Source organism: Micromonospora sp. NPDC049101 (assembly GCF_040648675.1).
GTDB lineage: Bacteria > Actinomycetota > Actinomycetes > Mycobacteriales > Micromonosporaceae > Micromonospora.
Genome location: NZ_JBEZED010000012.1, coordinates 143332 through 160896, shown reverse-complemented (window position 1 = coordinate 160896; position 17565 = coordinate 143332). Strand labels below are relative to the sequence as shown.

At 72.1% G+C, this 17565-nt stretch carries 19 protein-coding genes and 2 pseudogenes; 12 read left to right on the top strand and 9 right to left on the bottom strand.

Annotated elements, in window-relative coordinates:
• Positions 1 to 63: 63 nt before the first annotated feature.
• Entirely contained in the window at positions 64 to 783 is a 720-nt protein-coding gene (locus tag AB0B57_RS18745) for a hypothetical protein (protein ID WP_357070824.1), read from the top strand.
• 42 nt (positions 784 to 825) lie between these two features.
• A complete protein-coding gene (locus AB0B57_RS18740; protein ID WP_357070821.1) occupies positions 826 to 1713 on the top strand; it encodes a hypothetical protein in 888 nt (295 codons plus the stop codon).
• Positions 1714 to 1797: 84 nt separating this feature from the next.
• Here the strand turns inward: AB0B57_RS18740 and AB0B57_RS18735 are convergent, their stop codons facing one another.
• Entirely contained in the window at positions 1798 to 2760 is a 963-nt protein-coding gene (locus tag AB0B57_RS18735) for an AraC family transcriptional regulator (RefSeq protein WP_357070817.1), read from the bottom strand.
• A 255-nt stretch (positions 2761 to 3015) separates the two neighbouring features.
• On the opposite strand from AB0B57_RS18735, the gene AB0B57_RS18730 reads away from it, so the two are divergent.
• The 4 genes from AB0B57_RS18730 to AB0B57_RS18715 all read left to right on the top strand — a co-directional run bounded on the left by AB0B57_RS18730 (position 3016) and on the right by AB0B57_RS18715 (position 6349).
• The gene (locus tag AB0B57_RS18730; RefSeq protein WP_357070814.1) at positions 3016 to 3840 is read left to right on the top strand and encodes a hypothetical protein; all 825 of its coding nucleotides are present in this window, start codon (positions 3016 to 3018) and stop codon (positions 3838 to 3840) included.
• Positions 3837 to 4247 (top strand): lasso peptide biosynthesis B2 protein, encoded by a 411-nt coding sequence (locus tag AB0B57_RS18725; protein ID WP_357070811.1) that lies wholly within the window; start codon positions 3837 to 3839, stop codon positions 4245 to 4247. The genes AB0B57_RS18730 and AB0B57_RS18725 overlap by 4 nt, the downstream gene beginning before the upstream one ends.
• A gap of 502 nt (positions 4248 to 4749) precedes the next feature.
• Positions 4750 to 5760 (top strand): AraC family transcriptional regulator, encoded by a 1011-nt coding sequence (locus AB0B57_RS18720; protein ID WP_357070808.1) that lies wholly within the window; start codon positions 4750 to 4752, stop codon positions 5758 to 5760.
• Between the two features lie 97 nt (positions 5761 to 5857).
• Positions 5858 to 6349, top strand: a complete 492-nt coding sequence (locus AB0B57_RS18715; protein ID WP_357070805.1) for a YcxB family protein — start codon at positions 5858 to 5860, stop codon at positions 6347 to 6349.
• Between the two features lie 146 nt (positions 6350 to 6495).
• On the opposite strand, the pseudogene AB0B57_RS18710 reads toward AB0B57_RS18715, so the two are convergent.
• Positions 6496 to 6684: pseudogene (locus AB0B57_RS18710) on the bottom strand (cell division protein DivIVA); the annotation flags it as partial.
• A gap of 304 nt (positions 6685 to 6988) precedes the next feature.
• Positions 6989 to 7549, bottom strand: coding sequence for a helix-turn-helix domain-containing protein (locus AB0B57_RS18705; RefSeq protein WP_357070802.1), 561 nt, complete (start codon positions 7547 to 7549; stop codon positions 6989 to 6991).
• 84 nt (positions 7550 to 7633) lie between these two features.
• On the opposite strand from AB0B57_RS18705, the gene AB0B57_RS18700 reads away from it, so the two are divergent.
• Complete coding sequence (locus AB0B57_RS18700; protein ID WP_357070799.1) at positions 7634 to 8527, top strand: NmrA family NAD(P)-binding protein; 894 nt, start codon at positions 7634 to 7636, stop codon at positions 8525 to 8527.
• A gap of 8 nt (positions 8528 to 8535) precedes the next feature.
• Here AB0B57_RS18700 and AB0B57_RS18695 read toward each other — a convergent pair whose 3' ends face one another.
• The 5 genes and pseudogenes from AB0B57_RS18695 to AB0B57_RS18675 form a co-directional block, all read right to left on the bottom strand.
• On the bottom strand, positions 8536 to 9723 hold the full coding sequence (locus tag AB0B57_RS18695; RefSeq protein WP_357070796.1) for an FAD-dependent oxidoreductase: 1188 nt from the start codon (positions 9721 to 9723) through the stop codon (positions 8536 to 8538).
• A gap of 82 nt (positions 9724 to 9805) precedes the next feature.
• Positions 9806 to 10750 (bottom strand): RNA polymerase sigma-70 factor, encoded by a 945-nt coding sequence (locus tag AB0B57_RS18690; RefSeq protein WP_357071050.1) that lies wholly within the window; start codon positions 10748 to 10750, stop codon positions 9806 to 9808.
• 63 nt (positions 10751 to 10813) lie between these two features.
• Positions 10814 to 11938, bottom strand: a pseudogene (locus AB0B57_RS18685) (MFS transporter); the annotation flags it as partial.
• Between the two features lie 75 nt (positions 11939 to 12013).
• A complete protein-coding gene (locus AB0B57_RS18680) occupies positions 12014 to 12493 on the bottom strand; it encodes a hypothetical protein (RefSeq protein ID WP_357070793.1) in 480 nt (159 codons plus the stop codon).
• 10 nt (positions 12494 to 12503) lie between these two features.
• Positions 12504 to 12956 (bottom strand): GNAT family N-acetyltransferase, encoded by a 453-nt coding sequence (locus AB0B57_RS18675; protein ID WP_357070790.1) that lies wholly within the window; start codon positions 12954 to 12956, stop codon positions 12504 to 12506.
• A gap of 140 nt (positions 12957 to 13096) precedes the next feature.
• On the opposite strand from AB0B57_RS18675, the gene AB0B57_RS18670 reads away from it, so the two are divergent.
• The 5 genes from AB0B57_RS18670 (at position 13097) to AB0B57_RS18650 (ending at position 17085) form a co-directional block, all read left to right on the top strand.
• A complete protein-coding gene (locus tag AB0B57_RS18670; protein WP_357070787.1) occupies positions 13097 to 13651 on the top strand; it encodes a Uma2 family endonuclease in 555 nt (184 codons plus the stop codon).
• A gap of 41 nt (positions 13652 to 13692) precedes the next feature.
• Positions 13693 to 14487 carry a class I SAM-dependent methyltransferase gene (locus AB0B57_RS18665; RefSeq protein ID WP_357070784.1) on the top strand — a complete coding sequence of 265 codons (795 nt, stop codon included), beginning with the start codon at positions 13693 to 13695 and terminating at the stop codon, positions 14485 to 14487.
• Positions 14488 to 14776: 289 nt separating this feature from the next.
• Positions 14777 to 15046, top strand: a complete 270-nt coding sequence (locus AB0B57_RS18660) for a hypothetical protein (RefSeq protein ID WP_357070782.1) — start codon at positions 14777 to 14779, stop codon at positions 15044 to 15046.
• Positions 15046 to 16086 carry a hypothetical protein gene (locus tag AB0B57_RS18655; RefSeq protein ID WP_357070778.1) on the top strand — a complete coding sequence of 347 codons (1041 nt, stop codon included), beginning with the start codon at positions 15046 to 15048 and terminating at the stop codon, positions 16084 to 16086. The genes AB0B57_RS18660 and AB0B57_RS18655 overlap by 1 nt, the downstream gene beginning before the upstream one ends.
• 69 nt (positions 16087 to 16155) lie before the next feature.
• Positions 16156 to 17085 (top strand): LLM class F420-dependent oxidoreductase, encoded by a 930-nt coding sequence (locus AB0B57_RS18650; protein ID WP_357070775.1) that lies wholly within the window; start codon positions 16156 to 16158, stop codon positions 17083 to 17085.
• A gap of 23 nt (positions 17086 to 17108) precedes the next feature.
• Here the strand turns inward: AB0B57_RS18650 and AB0B57_RS18645 are convergent, their stop codons facing one another.
• On the bottom strand, positions 17109 to 17546 hold the full coding sequence (locus tag AB0B57_RS18645; RefSeq protein WP_357070772.1) for a hypothetical protein: 438 nt from the start codon (positions 17544 to 17546) through the stop codon (positions 17109 to 17111).
• Positions 17547 to 17565 lie beyond the last annotated feature (19 nt).

The following is a 17565-nucleotide window of genomic DNA, read 5'->3' as shown; positions in this document are numbered from 1 at the left end:
CCGCTTCAGCGCGGACCGCCACTCTTCGGACACCAGTTTCTTTCCCGACGAGTGGAGCGTTCGATGAAGCATTTGGCACACCAACTCACGGTGCTCGGGGTGGTCAGCGCGACGGTGCTGGCCCTGCCCACCACAGCCGTGGCCCGGCCCGACAAACCGCCGACGAAGGGCACCGACTGTGTGGTCCAGCACCTCGACGACCGCGGCGGGGTCGTCCGCACCGAGACCGAGCCCGAGGGCCGGGTGCACGGGCAGTTCCGCTGCGAAGGCGGGCGGTGGACGTTCGCCTGGGACCCGTTCGGCGCGGACGACCTGATCACGGCCAGCGAGATCCAGATCGACCCGTCCGGCGCCGTCTCGGTCCGGCGGTTCACCGGGCCGGCGCTCGGCAACGACCTCACGGTGGGCGAGATCGCCACCATCGCCCAGGCCGTCAGCGGCAGCCGGGAGGTGCTTGTCGACCGGGCGATCGTGGCGGTCGACGACGGCAAGGAGCGGACCCCTGAGCAGATCGAGGCACTGCTGGCCGGCAAGGACGACACCGGCGTACGGGTGCTGGACATCATCGAGAAGCCGACCGCCGCCATGTCGACGAAGGACGTCATCGACGAGGCCGGCGGCACACCCGAGACGACAGTCGTCTACTTCAGCATCTGGGGCGCGATCAAGTCGGTGATCGCCTGGATCGTGGACACGATCGACGACATCGGCGAGTGGATCGACGACCACTGCGGCTCGGGGTCCCCGAACACCGTCGGCGACATCGTCACGTGTCGCTGGTAGCCCGTCCGACTCCGCCCACACGATCACCGAGATGAGGACAGGATGACAGCTCTACGGGACATCACCAGGCGCGTCACCATCATCACCGCAGCCCTGATCGTCGGGCTGACCGCCTCGTACGCGCCGTCGCAGGCAGCCGAGGACGAGGCCCGCACGACAGTCACCGACCACCCCGGTGCGCCGGGGACGGTACGGCAACGGTTCGCGGAGCTGACCGGCCGGCCCGTCGGCGACCTGGACCGGGTGCTGGCCGTCGACACCGGAGGCCGCGCTCTCACCGACGACCAGCTCACGGCGCTCATGGCCGGTGAGCGGGTGGACGGTGTCACTGTCGTGGGCACGATGCCGGGCGGCCGGGACATCCTCGGCACGACAATGGCCGACCTCGCCGACGGCGCATACGACGGCAGGGGTGACGGCACGACGGCGACCTCGCTGCTGTTCGCCTCGTCCACGCCCGACGGCCGGGAGTGGTGCCTGACCATGTGCGTCGCCTCGGGCAAGAGCATCTGGGAGTGCCTCCTGTCGAGTCGGAGCACCGATGAGATCCTCACCCTCGACCTGGCCGGGAACACCACGGTGGGCGGGACGAAGGCGGCCTTCGAGAAGGTCAACGGGGTGGCCGCCGACGGGCCGTACCGGGTGGACACGGTGGTCGGCGACGCCGAGCCCTCGGCGGAGGAGATCGAGATGCTCCTCGACGGCAGGGACGTCGACACGTTGCGCCGGGTGGCGACGGTGGACGCACCGGACCCGGGGTGGGCGTTGGCCGACATCGCCGAGAAGTCCGGCGTCCCGTACGTGAAGAAGATGAAGCTGCACATCTTCACCCTCGGGCTTCCCGTCCTCGGGAAGATCGTCGTGGTGTGCGTCTCCCACAACAACGGCAAGACCTGGAGGTGCGAGGCCCACCGGTGGGGCGGGTTCTAGCGGGTCGGCCACCCTCGATCGCCGTCCGGGCCCGGACGGCGATCCCGCCTCCACCTGGTCCGGCCGGCAGTCGTCCCGGCCGGATCAGGTGTGCAGGGTGTCGCTGGGCGACTGGCCGTACGCCGCGCGATAGTCGGCGGCGAACCGGCCGGTGTGCGGGTAACCCCAGCGGTGTGCGATGGCGGCCACGGTGGCCCCCCGGGTCGGATCGGCCCTGAGCAGGTCCTGGTGGGCCCGGTCCAGCCGCGTCCGCCGCAGGTACGCCATCGGCGTGGTGCCCAACTGGCGACGAAACGCCGCCTGTAGGGCGCGTGACGTCACCCGGGCGGCGTCGGCGATCTGGGTGGCGGTGATCGCTTCGTCGGCGTGGGTCTCGATGAACGACACGGCGCGGCGTACCGGGCCGGCGGGTAACGGGACGGCCTCGGGGCGGTGGGACATCATCATCGCGGAGTTCGGAAAGGTGGCGAGTGCGGCCGAGGCGGCCAGGTCGATGGCGGCGCCGATCACCAACGGGCTCTGTAACGGCTCCGGGGGCCCGGTGAGGAGGTGGTAGAGATAGACCGTGGCGCTGTGCCAGTACTGACCCAGCTCGGCGGAGATCGGCGTGATCGACTCGAATCGAAAGTCGGCCGGATCGATGCCCGTCGGCTCGGCGGCGGCCTCGGTCACGACACGTGGGTCCAGGTTGACGCAGTAGAGGTCGAACTCCCGGCAGATATTGGTGAACGGGCGGCCGGTCGGGTTCAGGAGCACCGCAAGGGGGCCGGTCCGCACCTTGTCCCGGCCATCCAGTGTGTTGACCTGCCCGTGCAGCACCGAGAGGAACATCAGGTCGCTCAGTGGCTCGAAGAAGCGGCCCTCGATGTCCGCGCCGCACCGCACCCGACTCACCAGGAGTGGCCCCGCCTGCACCGACTCCTGCTGGTACGTGAACTGCCCGACGACGTTGTGCGACCGAAGCTCGATCCCCGCGCACGCCTGGCTGATCACGTCGTGCGCCGCCGAGACCTCGCGAGTCTCGTACCTGCGCCAGATGAACGACACGCAGCCCCTGCCGACGCGGGCGCGGCGGGTCGAGTGGAGAACGGCCCGCGTCGACGAGGAGGGGGACGCCTGTCCACCATCCGCGCGAGCCGAGCCAGATAACGCCGACCGAGGCCGGCGAAAGAGCTTCTGGGGTGCGCGACATGGTAGTCCCGAGAGAGCGGATTCTCCCTGCCCGCGAGTCCTCTTCGGAGTCGCCGCAACCCCACCCGGTGTTCGTCCGCGCGCCCGGGTCACACCAGGAGACACACACCCATGAGAACCGTGTACGGGCTGCGCATCGAGGGCCTCGACGAGGTCACCGAGTTGGACGCCGGCGCGCGTGCACCAGTGGGAAGCCGGCCGGTGCGGGTCCGGCAGCGGCACGCCGCCCCGCCGCCGCCCGCGCCGTTGGACGCCGACCGGATGGTCCGGGTGCTCACCGACGGCCGTACCCTCGAACTGGGCCGGGCCAGCGGCAACGCCACCTTCTACGGGCCGCCGCTCGCCGCGGACCTGCTCGCCCACCCGTATCTCGCCCCGGTCGCCGTGGTGGTCAACCGTTGGGCCGGGCGGGAGACCTTCCACGCCGGGGCGTTCGTGCACACCGGACGGGCGTGGGTGGTGCTCGGTGGCCGTACCGCCGGCAAGAGCACGCTGCTCGCGGCGCTCGCCGCCCGGGAGTTGCCGGTGCTGGCCGACGACATCGTGGTCTGTGCCGGCGGCGACGTGCTCGCCGGCCCACGCTGCGTCGACCTGCGCGAGCCCATCCCCGGCTTCGGGTTGCCCACCCGAGGTGTCCGCGGCGACACCCGGCTGCGGGTCACCCTGCCCGCTGTGACGCCCCGGCTACCCCTCGGTGGTTGGATCTTTCTGCACTGGGGTGACCGGCCCGCGGTGACCCCGGTCGGCCCGGCCGAGGTGCTGGCCCGCCTCGCCGCCCGGCGCTCGCTGCCCGAGTTGCCCTCCGACCCGGGGGCGCTCCTGGCGCTGGCCGCGCGGCCCGGCTACGACCTGACCCGCCCCCGCGACTGGGCGGCCCTCGGCGCCACCCACCGGCTCCTCGACACCGCGCTCACCGCCGCCGGGCCGCTGCCGTGACCGCCAGCCCCGGCCGCACCGTCGATGCGCTGGTCCGGCTGATCCGTCGGTACGGGCCAGGTGGCGTGGCCCTGGTGGCCTGGACGATGCTGGCCTGCCGGCGAGTACGTCGCCAACTCGCCCGCGGCGGTCTGGGTGCGGTACGCCTCACCGCGCCCCCGTCCGGTGGCACCGACACGCTGGTCCAGCGAGCGCTGCGCCGCAGCGGCGGCAACTGCCTGGAGACCGCGCTGGTGCGACAGCGCTGGTTCGCCGAGCGGGGGGTGCCGCGGACGGTGGTGATCGGAGTCAGCGCCCCGGCGGCCGGTTTCCACGCCCACGCCTGGCTCGACGGCGATCCGGACCCGCACCGGCACGGGCTGGCCGAGATCCTGCGGCACCCGGTCCCGCCAGCCTGGTTGCGCTGACCACAGCGGACCAGCCCGGGTGGGAACGACCGGCGGGACGGACGGGGGACCGGCCGACCGGGGTCGCTTCGTCGCGGACGCCGATCGGCCGGCGGACTGGGCCGGCCCGGGGCGAGTGGCGCGGACCGGCAGAGGTCGGCGCTGGTGTGCGCGCCGGACCCTGCCTGCTGAAAAGTCGGCAACCCGACAACTTCACCCGAAGGGGACAGGTAACCACATCGACACATTCATGCCACTCACCCCCGAGACCATCTCGGTCCAGCTTGGGGATGCGCAGCATCGAACCCGATTGTTGCCCGGCAGCCAACCGCCGCGCGACCTGCCATTCGCGAATCGGCCAGGGACATACGGGAACCGGATCGACTCGGCGGCTCGGCGTGCCGCAAGCGCGGTGGATGCCGCCACGAGGGCCCCGGAAGTCTCCGACAGGCCGTTGCGAACCACCACGTGGGGCGTTCAACCAGATCGGGCCGGATTGACGGTCCGACGGAGGTGACGGCCCATGCCGTGGACGGAAAATGGTGACGGGCAGGAGCCTGTCACCCGAGAGGTCGTCGAGACCGACGACCCAGAAGAAGCGCACCACGTGATCGCACTCAAGTACGGGGAACACCGCGTGCGGATCTCCGGTCCACGCGCTCGATTCCACTACCGGCAGGCGACGCTGCGCGTCGAAGACCTGGAGGTCGGTGAGAGTCGATACACCATGCGCAACCGCGCCGAGTCGTTGCCCTATCGCGACTTCACCGCCGTGACGGTGGTCAGCGGCCGGTACGCCGTCCGCACCACCGACGAGGAGTTGCGGCTCGGCCCCGGCACGACCGGTCGATACCCGGAGGCGGGTGCGGTCCACCTCGTCGACGATCTGGCGGCCGTCTTCGTCCGGCTGCCGATGCAACGGGTCGCGGCGGCCGCCTCCGTCCGCACCGGCCTGCCCATCGCGAACTTCCAGTTCACCACGATGGCGCCCCTGTCACCGGCGATGGCCCTGCTCTGGCAGTCGGTGACGGCGTTCGCCCGTCGACAGCTCGCCGTCAACGCGGTGGCCGCCAGCCCGCTGGCCCGCGCCGGCCTGGTGGACCTGTTGGCGACCACCGCCGTCGCGGTGTTCCCGAACACCACCATGACCATCAACTACCTGCCCGGACAGGCGGGTGTCGGCCGCGCCATCGTGCGGCGGGCCGCCGAGTTCATCGAGGCCCATGCCGCGGCACCGTTGACCGTGGGCCGGATAGCCGAAGCCTGCGAGGTCAGCCAACGCGCGTTACAGGTCGCGTTCCAGCGCTACCAGGGCCAGAGCCCGATGGCGTTCCTGCGAACCGTCCGATTACGCCAGGCACACTGGGACCTGCAACACGCCAAACCTGGGCAGACCGTGGCGGAGACGGCGCGACGCTGGGGCTGGACCCACCCCGGGCGCTTCGCCCAGGCGTACCGCGAGGCCTACGGCTGCCACCCCTACGACACCCTGCGTGCCACCGGAGCATCGGCGTCGCTGGAGCAGAGCCAGTGACGAACGCCGACCGACCGGGACGCCGAGCGCGGTCGCGGCGGCCGGCGGGCGCGGGTCAGGCGCTGTCCAGGGATGGGCAGGGCACTATCGTTTCGGCGTGCACATCCATTTCGACGTCCCCGCCGACCCCGCCTACCCGGGCCGGGTCGCCGCCGCGCTCAGCCGTGTGCGCCTACGCAGGTACGGCTACATCGGCGCGGTGCTGGTGGCGGTGGGGGCGATCGGTCTCGCCGTCGCGCGCGGGTCCGACCGGGCCGAGCAGATCTCGCCGCTGTGCATGGCGATGGTCGTGGCCGGTCTGCTGTCGATGCTGTATTCGCCCTGGGTGCGGTGGCGCGCCCGGCGCCGCTCCAGTGGCTACGCGGTCGAGGGCGCCTACGACATCACCGACGACAACATCATGATGCGCAGTGGCACGCAGTCCAGCGGCATCGCCTGGGACGGGGTCGCCCAGGTGAAGGACACCCCCGATTTCTGGATCGTGTTCGTCGGCCGGATGCCGGCGACAGTCATCCCCCGCCGCCTGATGTCCGCCGAGGACGCCGAGACGCTGCGCGCGTACCTGGTCAAACGGGGCCTGCTGCAGTGACCCGCCGGCGCGCCCTCGGCCCGGAGCGGGTCTGCGGGTGCGTCAGGGGGTGAAGGCGCGGCGCGAGTCGGCTTCCGTCAGGCGGTACGGCTCGGATCCTCGCCCGCCGCGGGTGGTGTCGCTAGCGGTTCCCAGTGCGGGCCGGCAATCCCGGCCGCCTGTTCGTGGGCCCGGTCGAGAAGCGCCTCCGCCTCCCGCCGGGCGCCGGACACGATGCCCTCGGCTTCGCGCCGCGCCTCCGCCCGGTGCTCGTCGGCCTGCTGCTCGGCGCGTCTGAGGATCTGTTCGACCCGGGTGCCCAGGCCGCTGAGGGTGGGCCGCCGTTGTTGGTCCAGCAACCATTGGTCCGTGCCGGCCGCGGTGCCGGTGGCCGTCCCGTCGGCTGTCCCCGCTGCTGCCTTGTCGCGGTCGACCAGACCGTCCTCGACGAGATGGGACTCCGTGGTGCCGACGAGGGAGAGCACGACGCCGAGCGCGGCGATCGTGGCGCCGGACCACGCGGCGGCCGGCCCGAGGGATGGGCCGACCGCGGCGCCGACACCGAGCCCGAAGAGGACGGCCGCGGTCTTGGCTGGCTTACGCACGAGTCCTCCTCGGGTGGCACGGTCGGGGGCTCCGTTTCCCAGGATGACGAACGAGTCAAGCAGGCCGGTCCTCGTCAGATCGCCCGGGTGGCTGAATTCCCGCCAGGGCGAGGGTCAGGAGCCGCTCCGCCTTGGTCGCGTCGGCCGGCTGTGCGGCGAGCGAGATCGCGTTGACGAGGGTCACCAGGTCCGCCATCGCGACGTCCGGGCGTACCGAACCCTGGTCCGCGGCCCGACGCAGCAGCTTCTCGCCTGCCGCGGTGAGCATCGCGCCACAGGTCCCGTTCTCCTCGGGTGGCGCGTTCAGCAGCGTCACCGCCAGGCCGCGGGTTGTCGTGGCGTACGCGGTGACCTCCCGCAACCAGGTGGTGAACGCGGCGAGTGCGTCCGGTTCGGCCAGCAGGTCGTCGGCGCGGGCGGACAGGTTGCCGACGCAGGTGTGGAACACGGCCTGGAGCAGGGACCAGCGGGACGGGAAGTGTCGGTGCAGGGTCGCCGAACCCACCCCGGCGGTGCGGGCGATGTCCTCCAGCGACGCGTAGGCGCCGTCGCGGGCGATCGCCTCGGTGGCCGCCGTGACGATGAGGTCGTAGTTGCGTTGTGCGTCAGCTCGCATGGCCCGCCATTGCCAAAGTGGGGTGGTCCCCCATATCGTAACCGACGAGAAGTGGGGGGAGGCCCCACTTCGTGGGAGGCAATCATGACTGTCCTTGTCATCGGCGCGACCGGCAAACAGGGCGGGGCGACGGCCCGAGCGCTGCTGGATCGTGGCGTCGCGGTCCGCGCGCTGGTCCGCGACCCCGGTGCCGACAGTGCCCAGGCCCTGCTCAAGCGGGGTGCCGAACTGGTCGAGGGCGACCTGGACGACGCGGCGTCGCTGCTCGCCGCGGCCGAGGGGATGGACGGCGTCTTCTCGATCCCGTACCCCGACGTCGCGAACATGCAGGGCGACGCCGAGCTGACCCGCGGCCGCAACGTCGTCGAGGCCGCCCGCCGGGCCGGTGTGTCGCACGTCGTGCACAGCAGCGTCTCCGGTGCCGGCGACTTCCACCGCAACCAGCCCGGCTGGGCCGAAGGGCGCTGGGAGCGGCACTACTGGGAGAGCAAGGCGGCCATCGACGAGATGGTGCGTACCGGCGGCTTCGCGCACTGGACCGTGCTCCTGCCGTCGACCTTCATGGAGAACCTCGTCGGCTGGTCCTACCTCTTCGGCGACTGGTCGGGCGGCACGATCATCACCGGGTTCGTCGCGGACGCGCGGCTTCCGTGGATCGCCGTCGACGACATCGGCGCAGCCGCGGCGACCGCGTTCACGAACCCGGAGAAGTTCGACGGCCTGGACGTCGAACTCGCCGGCGACCTGCTCACCATGACCGAGGTCGCGGCGATCCTCAGCGAGGTCACCGGCCGGACGATCGCCGCGCCCGTGCTCACCCCGCAACAGGCGGTGGAGCGCGGCCTGCTCCCGGCCATGGTCAACGCGGTCGAGCGGATCAACGAGAACGGCAGCCCCGCCCGCCCGGAGACCGCCCGGGCGCTCGGCCTGCCCACCACCGATTTCCGCACCTGGGCCCGGCGCACGTTCTCCGGATAGTCAACCGGTCACGACGTCGTCGCGAGGGTCTCCGTCCGGGTCGCGACGATGCGGTGGCGGCGCACCGGGTACAGGATCGGGCGGGAGACGCTCCACGCCGCGCCCGCGCAGACGATCTCCTTGTAGCGGGCCGCCAGCGTGCCCCTCAGCAGGGCGGGCCTGGCCCGGTCGTCGGCTGTCACGTACTGGATGATGCCGTCGCGGCGGCCGAGGCTGATGCACTGGTTGAAGTAGCGCAGCGGGGCCTTCGGGATCTTCGTCCGACCGGTCAGGCGCACGGCGATGGCGTCGGCGGCCTGCCAGGCCATCGGGGTGCCCGAGGCGCAGGACATCCGCAGTGGTTTCCCGCCCGGTCCTTCGGCGATCGCCGCGTCGCCGACGGCGTACACGTCGGGGTGGGAGACCGACCGCATCGTGGCGTCGACGACGATCTGCCCGGTGTCCGCGACCGTCAGGGTCGTGGCCGCGGCGATGGGGTGGACGGCGAAGCCGGCCGTCCACACGGTCACCTCGGCGGGGAGCACCCGGCCGCCGCCGGTGACCGCGCCGGTGGCGTCGACCCGGGCGATGTCGGTGTGCTCGTGCACGGTGATCCCGAGCCGGTCGCAGACCCCGCGCAGGTGCTGCCGCGCCTTGTCGGTGAGCCAGTCGCCGAGCGCACCGCGGGCGGCGAGCGCGACGTCGAGGTCCGGGCGGGCCTCCGCGATCTCGGTGACCGCCTCCAGGCCGGTGAGGCCACCGCCGACGACGAGCACCGGCGCGCCGGCCGGGAGTTGGGCCAGGCGGTCACGCAACCGCGTCGCCGACGTCCGGCCGGCGATGTCGTACGCGTGCTCGGCGACGCCGGGGACGCCGTGGTCCGCGCTGGTGCTGCCGAGGGCGTAGACGAGCGTGTCGTACGCGATCTCGTCGGCGCCGTGCTCGGCGACGAGGGCGACGGTCCTGCGGTCGGTGTCGACGGCGGTGACCCGGGCCACGCGGGTCTCGACCGCGGTGCCCGCGTAGACGTCGGTCAGCGGCCGGTGCTTGAGGTGCTGCCCGGTGGCGAGTTGGTGCATACGGACCCGCTCGACGAAGTCGGCGTCGGCGTTGACGACGGTGATCCGCGTGTCGTCGGGGTGCAGTCGCCGGGCGAGACGCCCGGCGGCGATGGCTCCGGCGTATCCGGCCCCGAGGACGACGATCCGGTGCTTCATGGTGTCACTCCTGTCTCGGTGAGGGTCGCTTCCTGAACCGGACAGCGACCCGATTCCTGACAGGAGTCGGCTGAGAGCTGGGTCACCAGACGTGCAGCAGGGGCTCCCCGTGCGGGGACGCGGACCACTGGCGGGTGGCGCGAACCAGCTTGTCCGGGTTGACCTGGGCGTGCAGGGCCGCGACGCCGTCGGACGTCACCTTCAGCGCCAGCACACCGACGACCTGTTCGTCGAGCACCACCACCAGTGCCGGGGCGCCGTTGGCGACGTCGACGTAGAGGGCGGGGCTGCCGCCCACGAGGTCGCGCTTGGCGGTGCTGGGCGCGAACAGGCCGCGCAGGAACCTGGCCACCGCCAGCGCGCCGACGGCCGGACTGGTCCGGGCCGGGATCTTGCCGCCGCCGTCGCCGATGCTCGTCGCGTCGTCGGTGAGGAGCGTGACCAGCCGCTCGGTCTCGCCGTTGGCGGCCGCCGCCAGGAACTCCTCCACGATCCGGCGCGCGGTGGCAGCGTCGACCTCGGTGCGGGCCCGGTCGCCGGTGACGTGCTGCTTGGCCCGCCGGTAGATCTGCTGGCAGTTCGACTCGCTGACGCCGAGCATGTCGGCGATCTCCGCGTGGGTGTAGCCGAAGGCCTCACGGAGCACGTACACCGCGCGCTCCTTGGCCGACAACCGCTCCAGGAGGGTGAGGACCGCCATCGAGACCGACTCGCGCTGCTCGGCGGTGTCGAGTGGACCGAGCATCCGATCCCCGGCCAGGACCGGTTCGGGCAGCCAGGTGCCCACGTAGGTCTCGCGCCGGGCCCGCGCCGAGGTGAGCTGGTTGAGGCACACGTTGGTGAGCGCCTTCGTCAGCCAGGCCTCGGGCGTCTCGACCCGCTGCCGATCGGCGGCCTGCCAGCGCAGGAACGTGTCCTGGACCGCGTCTTCCGCGTCACTCGTCGAGCCCAGCAGGCGATAGGCGATCGCTCCCAGGCGGGCCCTGGCGCGTTCGAAGAGCTCGACCTCGTCCGGACTGAGCGGCATGGCTCGATAGTTAACCACGCCCGCGAGCCGGTCGACCGTGCCCGTGGGAAGCCGGAGCGTGGCGGCCACCGCCGTCAGGCAGAGCACGACGGCGGCGACGAGTGGTGGGCGTCCGCCGAGGTGCACGGCCGCCGAGCCGAGCGGGATGGCCAGCACGAGCGGGCCGAACATCGCGGTGTTCGCCGTCGCGGAGACCCGGCCCAACTGTGCCGACGGCGTGTGCGTCTGCACGGCGGTCACCGCCGCGACCAGGGACCAGGGCAGGCCGACGCCGGCGAGCACCGCGCCGGCGACCGTGACCGGCCACCACGGCAGGCAACGGGCCAGGCAACCGACGGCGAACAGCACGGTTCCGCCGACACCGACAGCGGTGGGGCCCCGACCGGCCAGCAGCCTGCCGACGAGCAGGCCGCCGAGAATGGAACCGGCGCCCTGCGCGCTGGTCAGCACACCCAGGAACGTCGTCGGTAGGCGGAGTTCGGTGACCACGATCTGGTAGACCGCCGCGGTGGTGAAGCCGGACATCGCGATGGCCACGGCGGCGAGCGCGACCGGCACGCCTGTGGCCCGCTGTTCGAACAGGACCGACAATCCGGTACGCGGACCGCGGTGCCGCTGCGGTGGCTGGTCGGGTGGCGTGCGGTGCAGGCGCACCGCCGCGTACAGGATGGCGACCAGGACCGGCGTGGCCGCGCTGAGGACGACGGCCGCGTGTCCGCCGCGCCACGCGTAGAGGGCGGCACCGGCCAGCGGGGCGACGAGTTTCGTGCCCTCCTGTGCGCTGGAGCGCCACCCGTTGACGTCGCCGAGTTCGGTGGGTGACAGCGCGGACGGCAACAGCGCCGTCTCACCCGCGTCGATGAGCACGTAGCTCAGACCGTAGACGGAGGAGACGGCGAAGATGAGCCACGTCTGCCCCGGCCCCCGCACCGCGAACAGTGTCAGCAGGGCGGCGGCCAGCAGGAGGTTGACCGCGATGACAAGTGGCCGTCGGGGGGCGGAGTCGAGCAGGCCGCCCAGCCACGGGCCGGCGAGCACCGGGGCGTACACGCACAGCCCGGCGAGGGCCGCGAGGCCGGTGGAGCCGGTGAGGTCCAGGATCCAGATGCCGGCCACCAGGGACATGGCGCTGCTGCCGAAGCCGGACAGCAGGGAGATCGCCACGAACAGACCGGCATTGCGCCGCATGGGCCCTCCAGGTTGAGTCGAGGTGACTCACATCCTGTTTGTTGAGGCTTACCGGCGCAATGCTGACGGCCTACGTCAACGTGGCATTGACAACGCGTCCTCGATGGTCGACGCGGCGGCTCGGGCTGGCGTCGGCAGTCGATCGCCCGCCTCGCCGAGGTCGGCGACGAGATGCAGGGCCAACGCGTACAGCGAGCCCGGGGCGGCGTCCAGGGCGGCGTCCACCGTGCCGCGCACCAGCGCCGCCCGACGGAACCGCGCGTCCCACCGCCGGTCGGCGGCAATCCATCGTCCGAGGTCGGCCACGGCGGCCCGCACCCCCGTGATCTGCGTCGAGTAGCGGACGTCGAGCTGCCGCTGCCGCGACCGCCGCGCCGCCACCAGGCGCTGCCGGCGTTGCTCGGCGGCCTGCCGACTGCCGAGGCCCAGCGACTGTGCCACCTGCGCCCACGTCGCGCCGCCGTGCCGCGCCCGGTCGATCAGGTCCAGCTCCTGCTCGTCCAGGCGAACACGGGCAACCTGGACGTCCGCCAACTGCGCCAGCTCCGACGTCACACTGTCAATGTTACGTTGACAGCGGTGTTGGTGCGCGTACCAGGAACACGTCCACCGGATCCTCGGCCTCGAGCGTGAACCCGTGTCGCTCGTACAGCCGCCGGGCCGGACTGCCCCGCAACACGTTCAGCCGGACCGGGGTGCCGTCGCGGTCGCACCGGTCCAGCAGCTCGCGCAGCACCGCCGTGCCGATGCCGCTGCCCTGTAGGTGCGGTGCCAGGTAGAAGTGCTCCAACCAGCGGGCGTCGTCCGCCGGGCGCAGCGCCACGCAGCCGGCGAACGCGCCGCCCACCTCGACAACCCAGGTGTACGCCGGCACGAAGCCGTCGCGCAGGCGTTGCCGCACGCGCTGATCGTCGTAGCGCCCGAGTCGCTCCAGATCGGCCCGCAGCACCACGGCGCGCAGCTCGGCCACGGCGTCGACGTCCGCCATCGAGGCCGGCCGCAGTTCCCACTCCACCATGATCACCACGCTAGCGCTGCCCGGTGTCGACCTCGCCGCCCACGAGAAGTCCGACACCCCGCCCGTCCTGCTCGACCCGGCACGCCGACGTCGCTGAGCGGAGCGGGGCGAGGTGCCGCTCGTCAATTAGGATGAGGCTCATGAGCGCTGAGGCCGTCGGCATGCACATGCCCGCCATCGTGACGCTCGACGACGTGGCGGCGATGAACGCCGCCGACCCGAACGGCCACCGTTACGAGACCAGCCCCGAGGGGGTCCTGTCGGTCATGCCGCCCCCCGACTCGGACCACGCCATGATCGCCAGTCGCCTCTTCGCCTGGCTGATCATGGCGGGTTGGCCCGCCGAGCAGGTGCTCCAGGCGGCCGGTCTGCGCATCTCCGGCCCGGATGGCAACGGCGGTCGCATCCCCGACCTCAGTGTGTGGCGCGAGCCGCCGACCCGCAGCGTCTGGGCGGCGGTCGACGACGTCGTGCTCGTCGTGGAGATCGTCTCACCGGGCTCGGAAGCGATCGACTCGGTGACGAAGGTCCGCGAGTACGCGTCGGCGGGGATCCCGCGGTACTGGGTGGTGGACCGGGACGGCGCGCAGACGGTCACCCTGCATCGGCTGGGCGGGGACGGCAGCTACGAGGAGCGGGCCCGGATGCCGTTGGCGTGGCTGCTGCAGACGACTCCCGCCGATCATCTCGACTGAAATTCACCGCCGAGTGACAGCGCCCGTCGTATCGTGCCGGCATGACGCACCCGGTGTGGGCGGACAGTGACGCGTACGAGGCGTACGTCGGCCGGTGGAGCCGCCTGGTCGCGGCGGAGTTCCTGCGCGAGCTGGGCGTGGCGCCCGGTCGGCAGTGGCTGGATGTCGGCTGCGGCACCGGCGTGCTGACCTCGACGATCCTCGCCGACGCCGCGCCCGCTCGGGTCACCGGCGTCGACCGGTCGGTGGGTTTCGTCGCGACCGCGCGTACCCGGGTCGCCGACGCGCGGGCGACCTTCCAAGCGGGCGACGCCCGCGCGCTGCCGGTGGGTGACCGCACCGCGGACGTGGTGGTGAGCGGGTTGACGCTCAACTTCGTGCCGGAGCCGGCGCGGGCGGTGGCGGAGTTCACCCGGGTGGTCCGGCCGGCGGGGACGGTGGCCGCCTACATCTGGGACTACGCCGATGGCATGGCGATGATGCGGCACTTCTGGGACGCCGCCGCGCAGCTCGACCCGGCCGCGGCGACGCTCGACGAGCAGAGCCGTGGCACCGTGTGGCGGCCCGAGGCGTTGCGGGCGCTCTGGGAGGACGCCGGCCTGGGCGAGGTGTCGGTCCGACCGATCGACGTGCCGACGGTCTTCACCGACTTCGCCGACTACTGGACGCCGTTCCTCGGTGGGCAGGGCACGGCGCCGGGGTACCTCACGACGTTGGCCGAGCCGGCCCGGGACGCGCTGCGGGAGGCGCTGGCGGCCCGTCTACCGGTCGAGCCGGACGGCTCGATCCACCTCGGCGCGCGCGCCTGGGCCGTGCGGGGTGTCGCGGCGCAATAGCAACGGCGACTCATGTTTCCGCAGGTCAGCGGGGGTCTCTGTCGTGCACCGGACAAGACGGCAGGGCCTCCGGCGGAGCACTGTGGGGGCAGGTGCCGACTCCGCTGGGGGCGCCCGCAGCGGTTTCCTCCTCACCGGGACAAGGACGTCATCACCGCCGACGCCGCCGCATGGCCGCGTCGTCTGGGCCGGTGTCCCGTCTTCCCTCTCGCACTTCTGTGCGTCACGTCGGTCCGGAGTCGCTCATCGTGCGCCCGGACCCGGCGACCTAATTCAGAGAGGCATTTCCATGGCCGCTCCCACCGCAACCGCAACCCTGACCGCGCCGGTCTACTCGCCGGGCGACCAGATGCTCTTGACAGTCACCTACGCCGACGCCGACACCAAGCCGTTGACCGTCACCATCGTGATCACCGACGCGCAGGGCAACAGCAGCGCACCCGTCAAGGTCACCGCGGTCATCGACCCGCTCACCCTGACCGTGACCGACAACTCCGGGCGTATCTGGACCCGGGTCTCCGACAACGGTGCCGTCGCCGTGTACCGGGCGGTGGCGTGATGCCCCGCGTGACCGTCCAGGTGCGCGACACGGCCGGTAACACCGCGACAGCCACCGCCGACTACATCGTGGGTAGCCAGCCGGTGCTCGGCGGCTACTACCTCTCCGGTGGTGCCGACCCGACCGCCGACATGGCCGGCGGCAACTTCCGCTCCCTGACCCAGTACCGCAGCTTCGCCGACGGCTACACCTTCCCCGGCTACAACCGGCCCTGGCTGATCACCATGGGCAGGGCGGGGATACAGATCAACATGGTGCTGGAACTCAAGCACTACGGCGCCGCGGACACCGGACCGCAGACCTTCACCGTGGACGGCACCACCTACACCGTGCCGGCGCCGTCGATGACCATCCAACAGCGCCCCGGCACGACCTGGCCGAAGGCGTACGGGTACGGACAGGTGGTCAGCGGTCAGTGTGACGGGTTGTTCGCCCGCGCGCTGGCGCAGTATCGGACGCTCGGCTTCGGCGTGAACATCCAACTGGCGTCCGAACTGGACACCGACCACGAGTTCGGCACCACCGACGCCGGTGCGGTGTACACCTGGGCGCAGTCCGACGCCCGCGCGGTGCAGGCGATCAACTACATCCTCACCTGGTTCAAGGCGCGGACGCTGCCCGGCGGCACGACGTTCTCGCTCGGCATCGGCGGCTTCGACCGGGCCTGCTTCCAGCGCGTCCACCCGGAGTCGCTGATGACCCGGCTGGACTTCCTCCAGTGGAACGTCTACGGCACCAACGCCAGCCACACCGCGCTGGCCCGGTTCCGCCGCACCAAGGACTGGGCGGTGGCCGACCTCGGTCCGGTGGCGCTGTCCCGCCGGGTGCTCATCGCCGAGTGGGGGGTGCGGGTGGCCGAGATCCCCAACCAGGCCGCCTGGATCGCCACCGTGCCGGCGGCCATCGCCCAGCTCAACGCCGAGGGTGGACCGCCGATCGCCCGCACCAACTACTTCAACTCCGGGTGGGGCACGCTGACGCCGAAGGCGACCGGGCTGGCCGCGCTGCGGTCCGCCTACGCCACCCCGCCGTACGCCTGAGTCCGCGGCTCGGCGACCCGGTCGGTGCGACTGCCGACCGGGTCGACCGGGGGACCCTATGCTCGGATGATGGAATTGCGGATCTTCACCGAACCCCAGCAGGGCGCCAGCTACGACCAGTTGCTCGCCGTCGCCCGCTGCGCCGAGGACGCCGGCTACGGTGCGTTCTTCCGGTCCGACCACTACCTCAAGATGGGTGACGTGACCGGCGAGCCCGGTCCCACCGACGCGTGGACCACGCTGGCCGGCCTGGCCCGAGACACCAGCTGCATTCGGCTCGGCACGTTGATGACCGCGGCCACCTTCCGGCTGCCCGGCCCGCTGGCGATCACCGTGGCACAGGTCGACCAGATGAGCGGCGGTCGCGTCGAGTTGGGCATCGGCACCGGCTGGTACGCCGAGGAGCACAGCGCGTACGGCATCCCGTTCCCGCCCCTGGCCGAGCGGTTCGACAGGCTGGAGGAGCAGCTCGCGGTCATCACCGGGCTCTGGTCCACGCCGGCGGGGCAGCGCTTCGAGTACGACGGCCGGTACTACCCGGTCCGGGACTCGCCCGCACTGCCGAAGCCCGTGCAGCAGCCGCGCCCGCCGATCCTGCTCGGCGGGACGGGCCCGAAGCGCACCCCCAGGCTTGCCGCCCGCTACGCCGACGAGTTCAACCTGCCGTTCGCCTCGGTGCCGGACACGGCGGCCCAGTTCGACCGGGTCCGCGCCGCGTGTGGGGAGATCGGCCGGGACCCGGCCGAGATGGTGTGGTCCAACGCCCTGGTGCTCTGCTGCGGACGCGACGACGCCGAGGTGGCCCGTCGGGCCGCCGCGATCGGCCGCCAACCGGACGAGTTGCGGGTCAACGGCCTGGCCGGGACGCCCGGCGAGGTCCTGGACACCATCGGCCGGTACGCGGAGATCGGCAGCCAGCGGCTCTACCTCCAGGTGCTGGACCTCGGCGACCTGGAGCACCTCGAACTGGTCGCCCACGAGGTCATGGCGAAGCTCTGAGCCAACGGGGGCGCTGCCGGTCGTCAGGCGCGGCGGTGGGCGCCCACGCCCGACCCGGGCAGGTTCGCCTCGCCCAGCACGGTGTCCAGCCGCCCGTCCCGGTCACTGTCCACGTAGGTGATGTCGGCGATCCCGTCGCCGTCCACGTCGATCTGCACGACGTCGGCGACGCCGTCGCCGTCGAGGTCGGTGACCACCTCCACCGAGCCGTCCAGGTGCCGGGTCACGATCGACTGTGGTCCGGCACCCGGCGCGCGCGGCGCGGGGCCGGGTGCCGGCACCGGAGTCGGGGCCGGCGCGGGTGCCGGGGTGGGTCGGGGACCGGGCGTGGGCGACGGATGGCTGGGCAACCCGCCGGTTGGCGGCGCGCTGGCCGGCTCGACGCCGCTGCCGGTCGGGTCCAGTTCCTCCTCGGAGGGGAACACGTCGCCCCGTGGGGCCGGATCGCGGTAGCTGCTCATGGGCGTAGGGTTCCCCGGC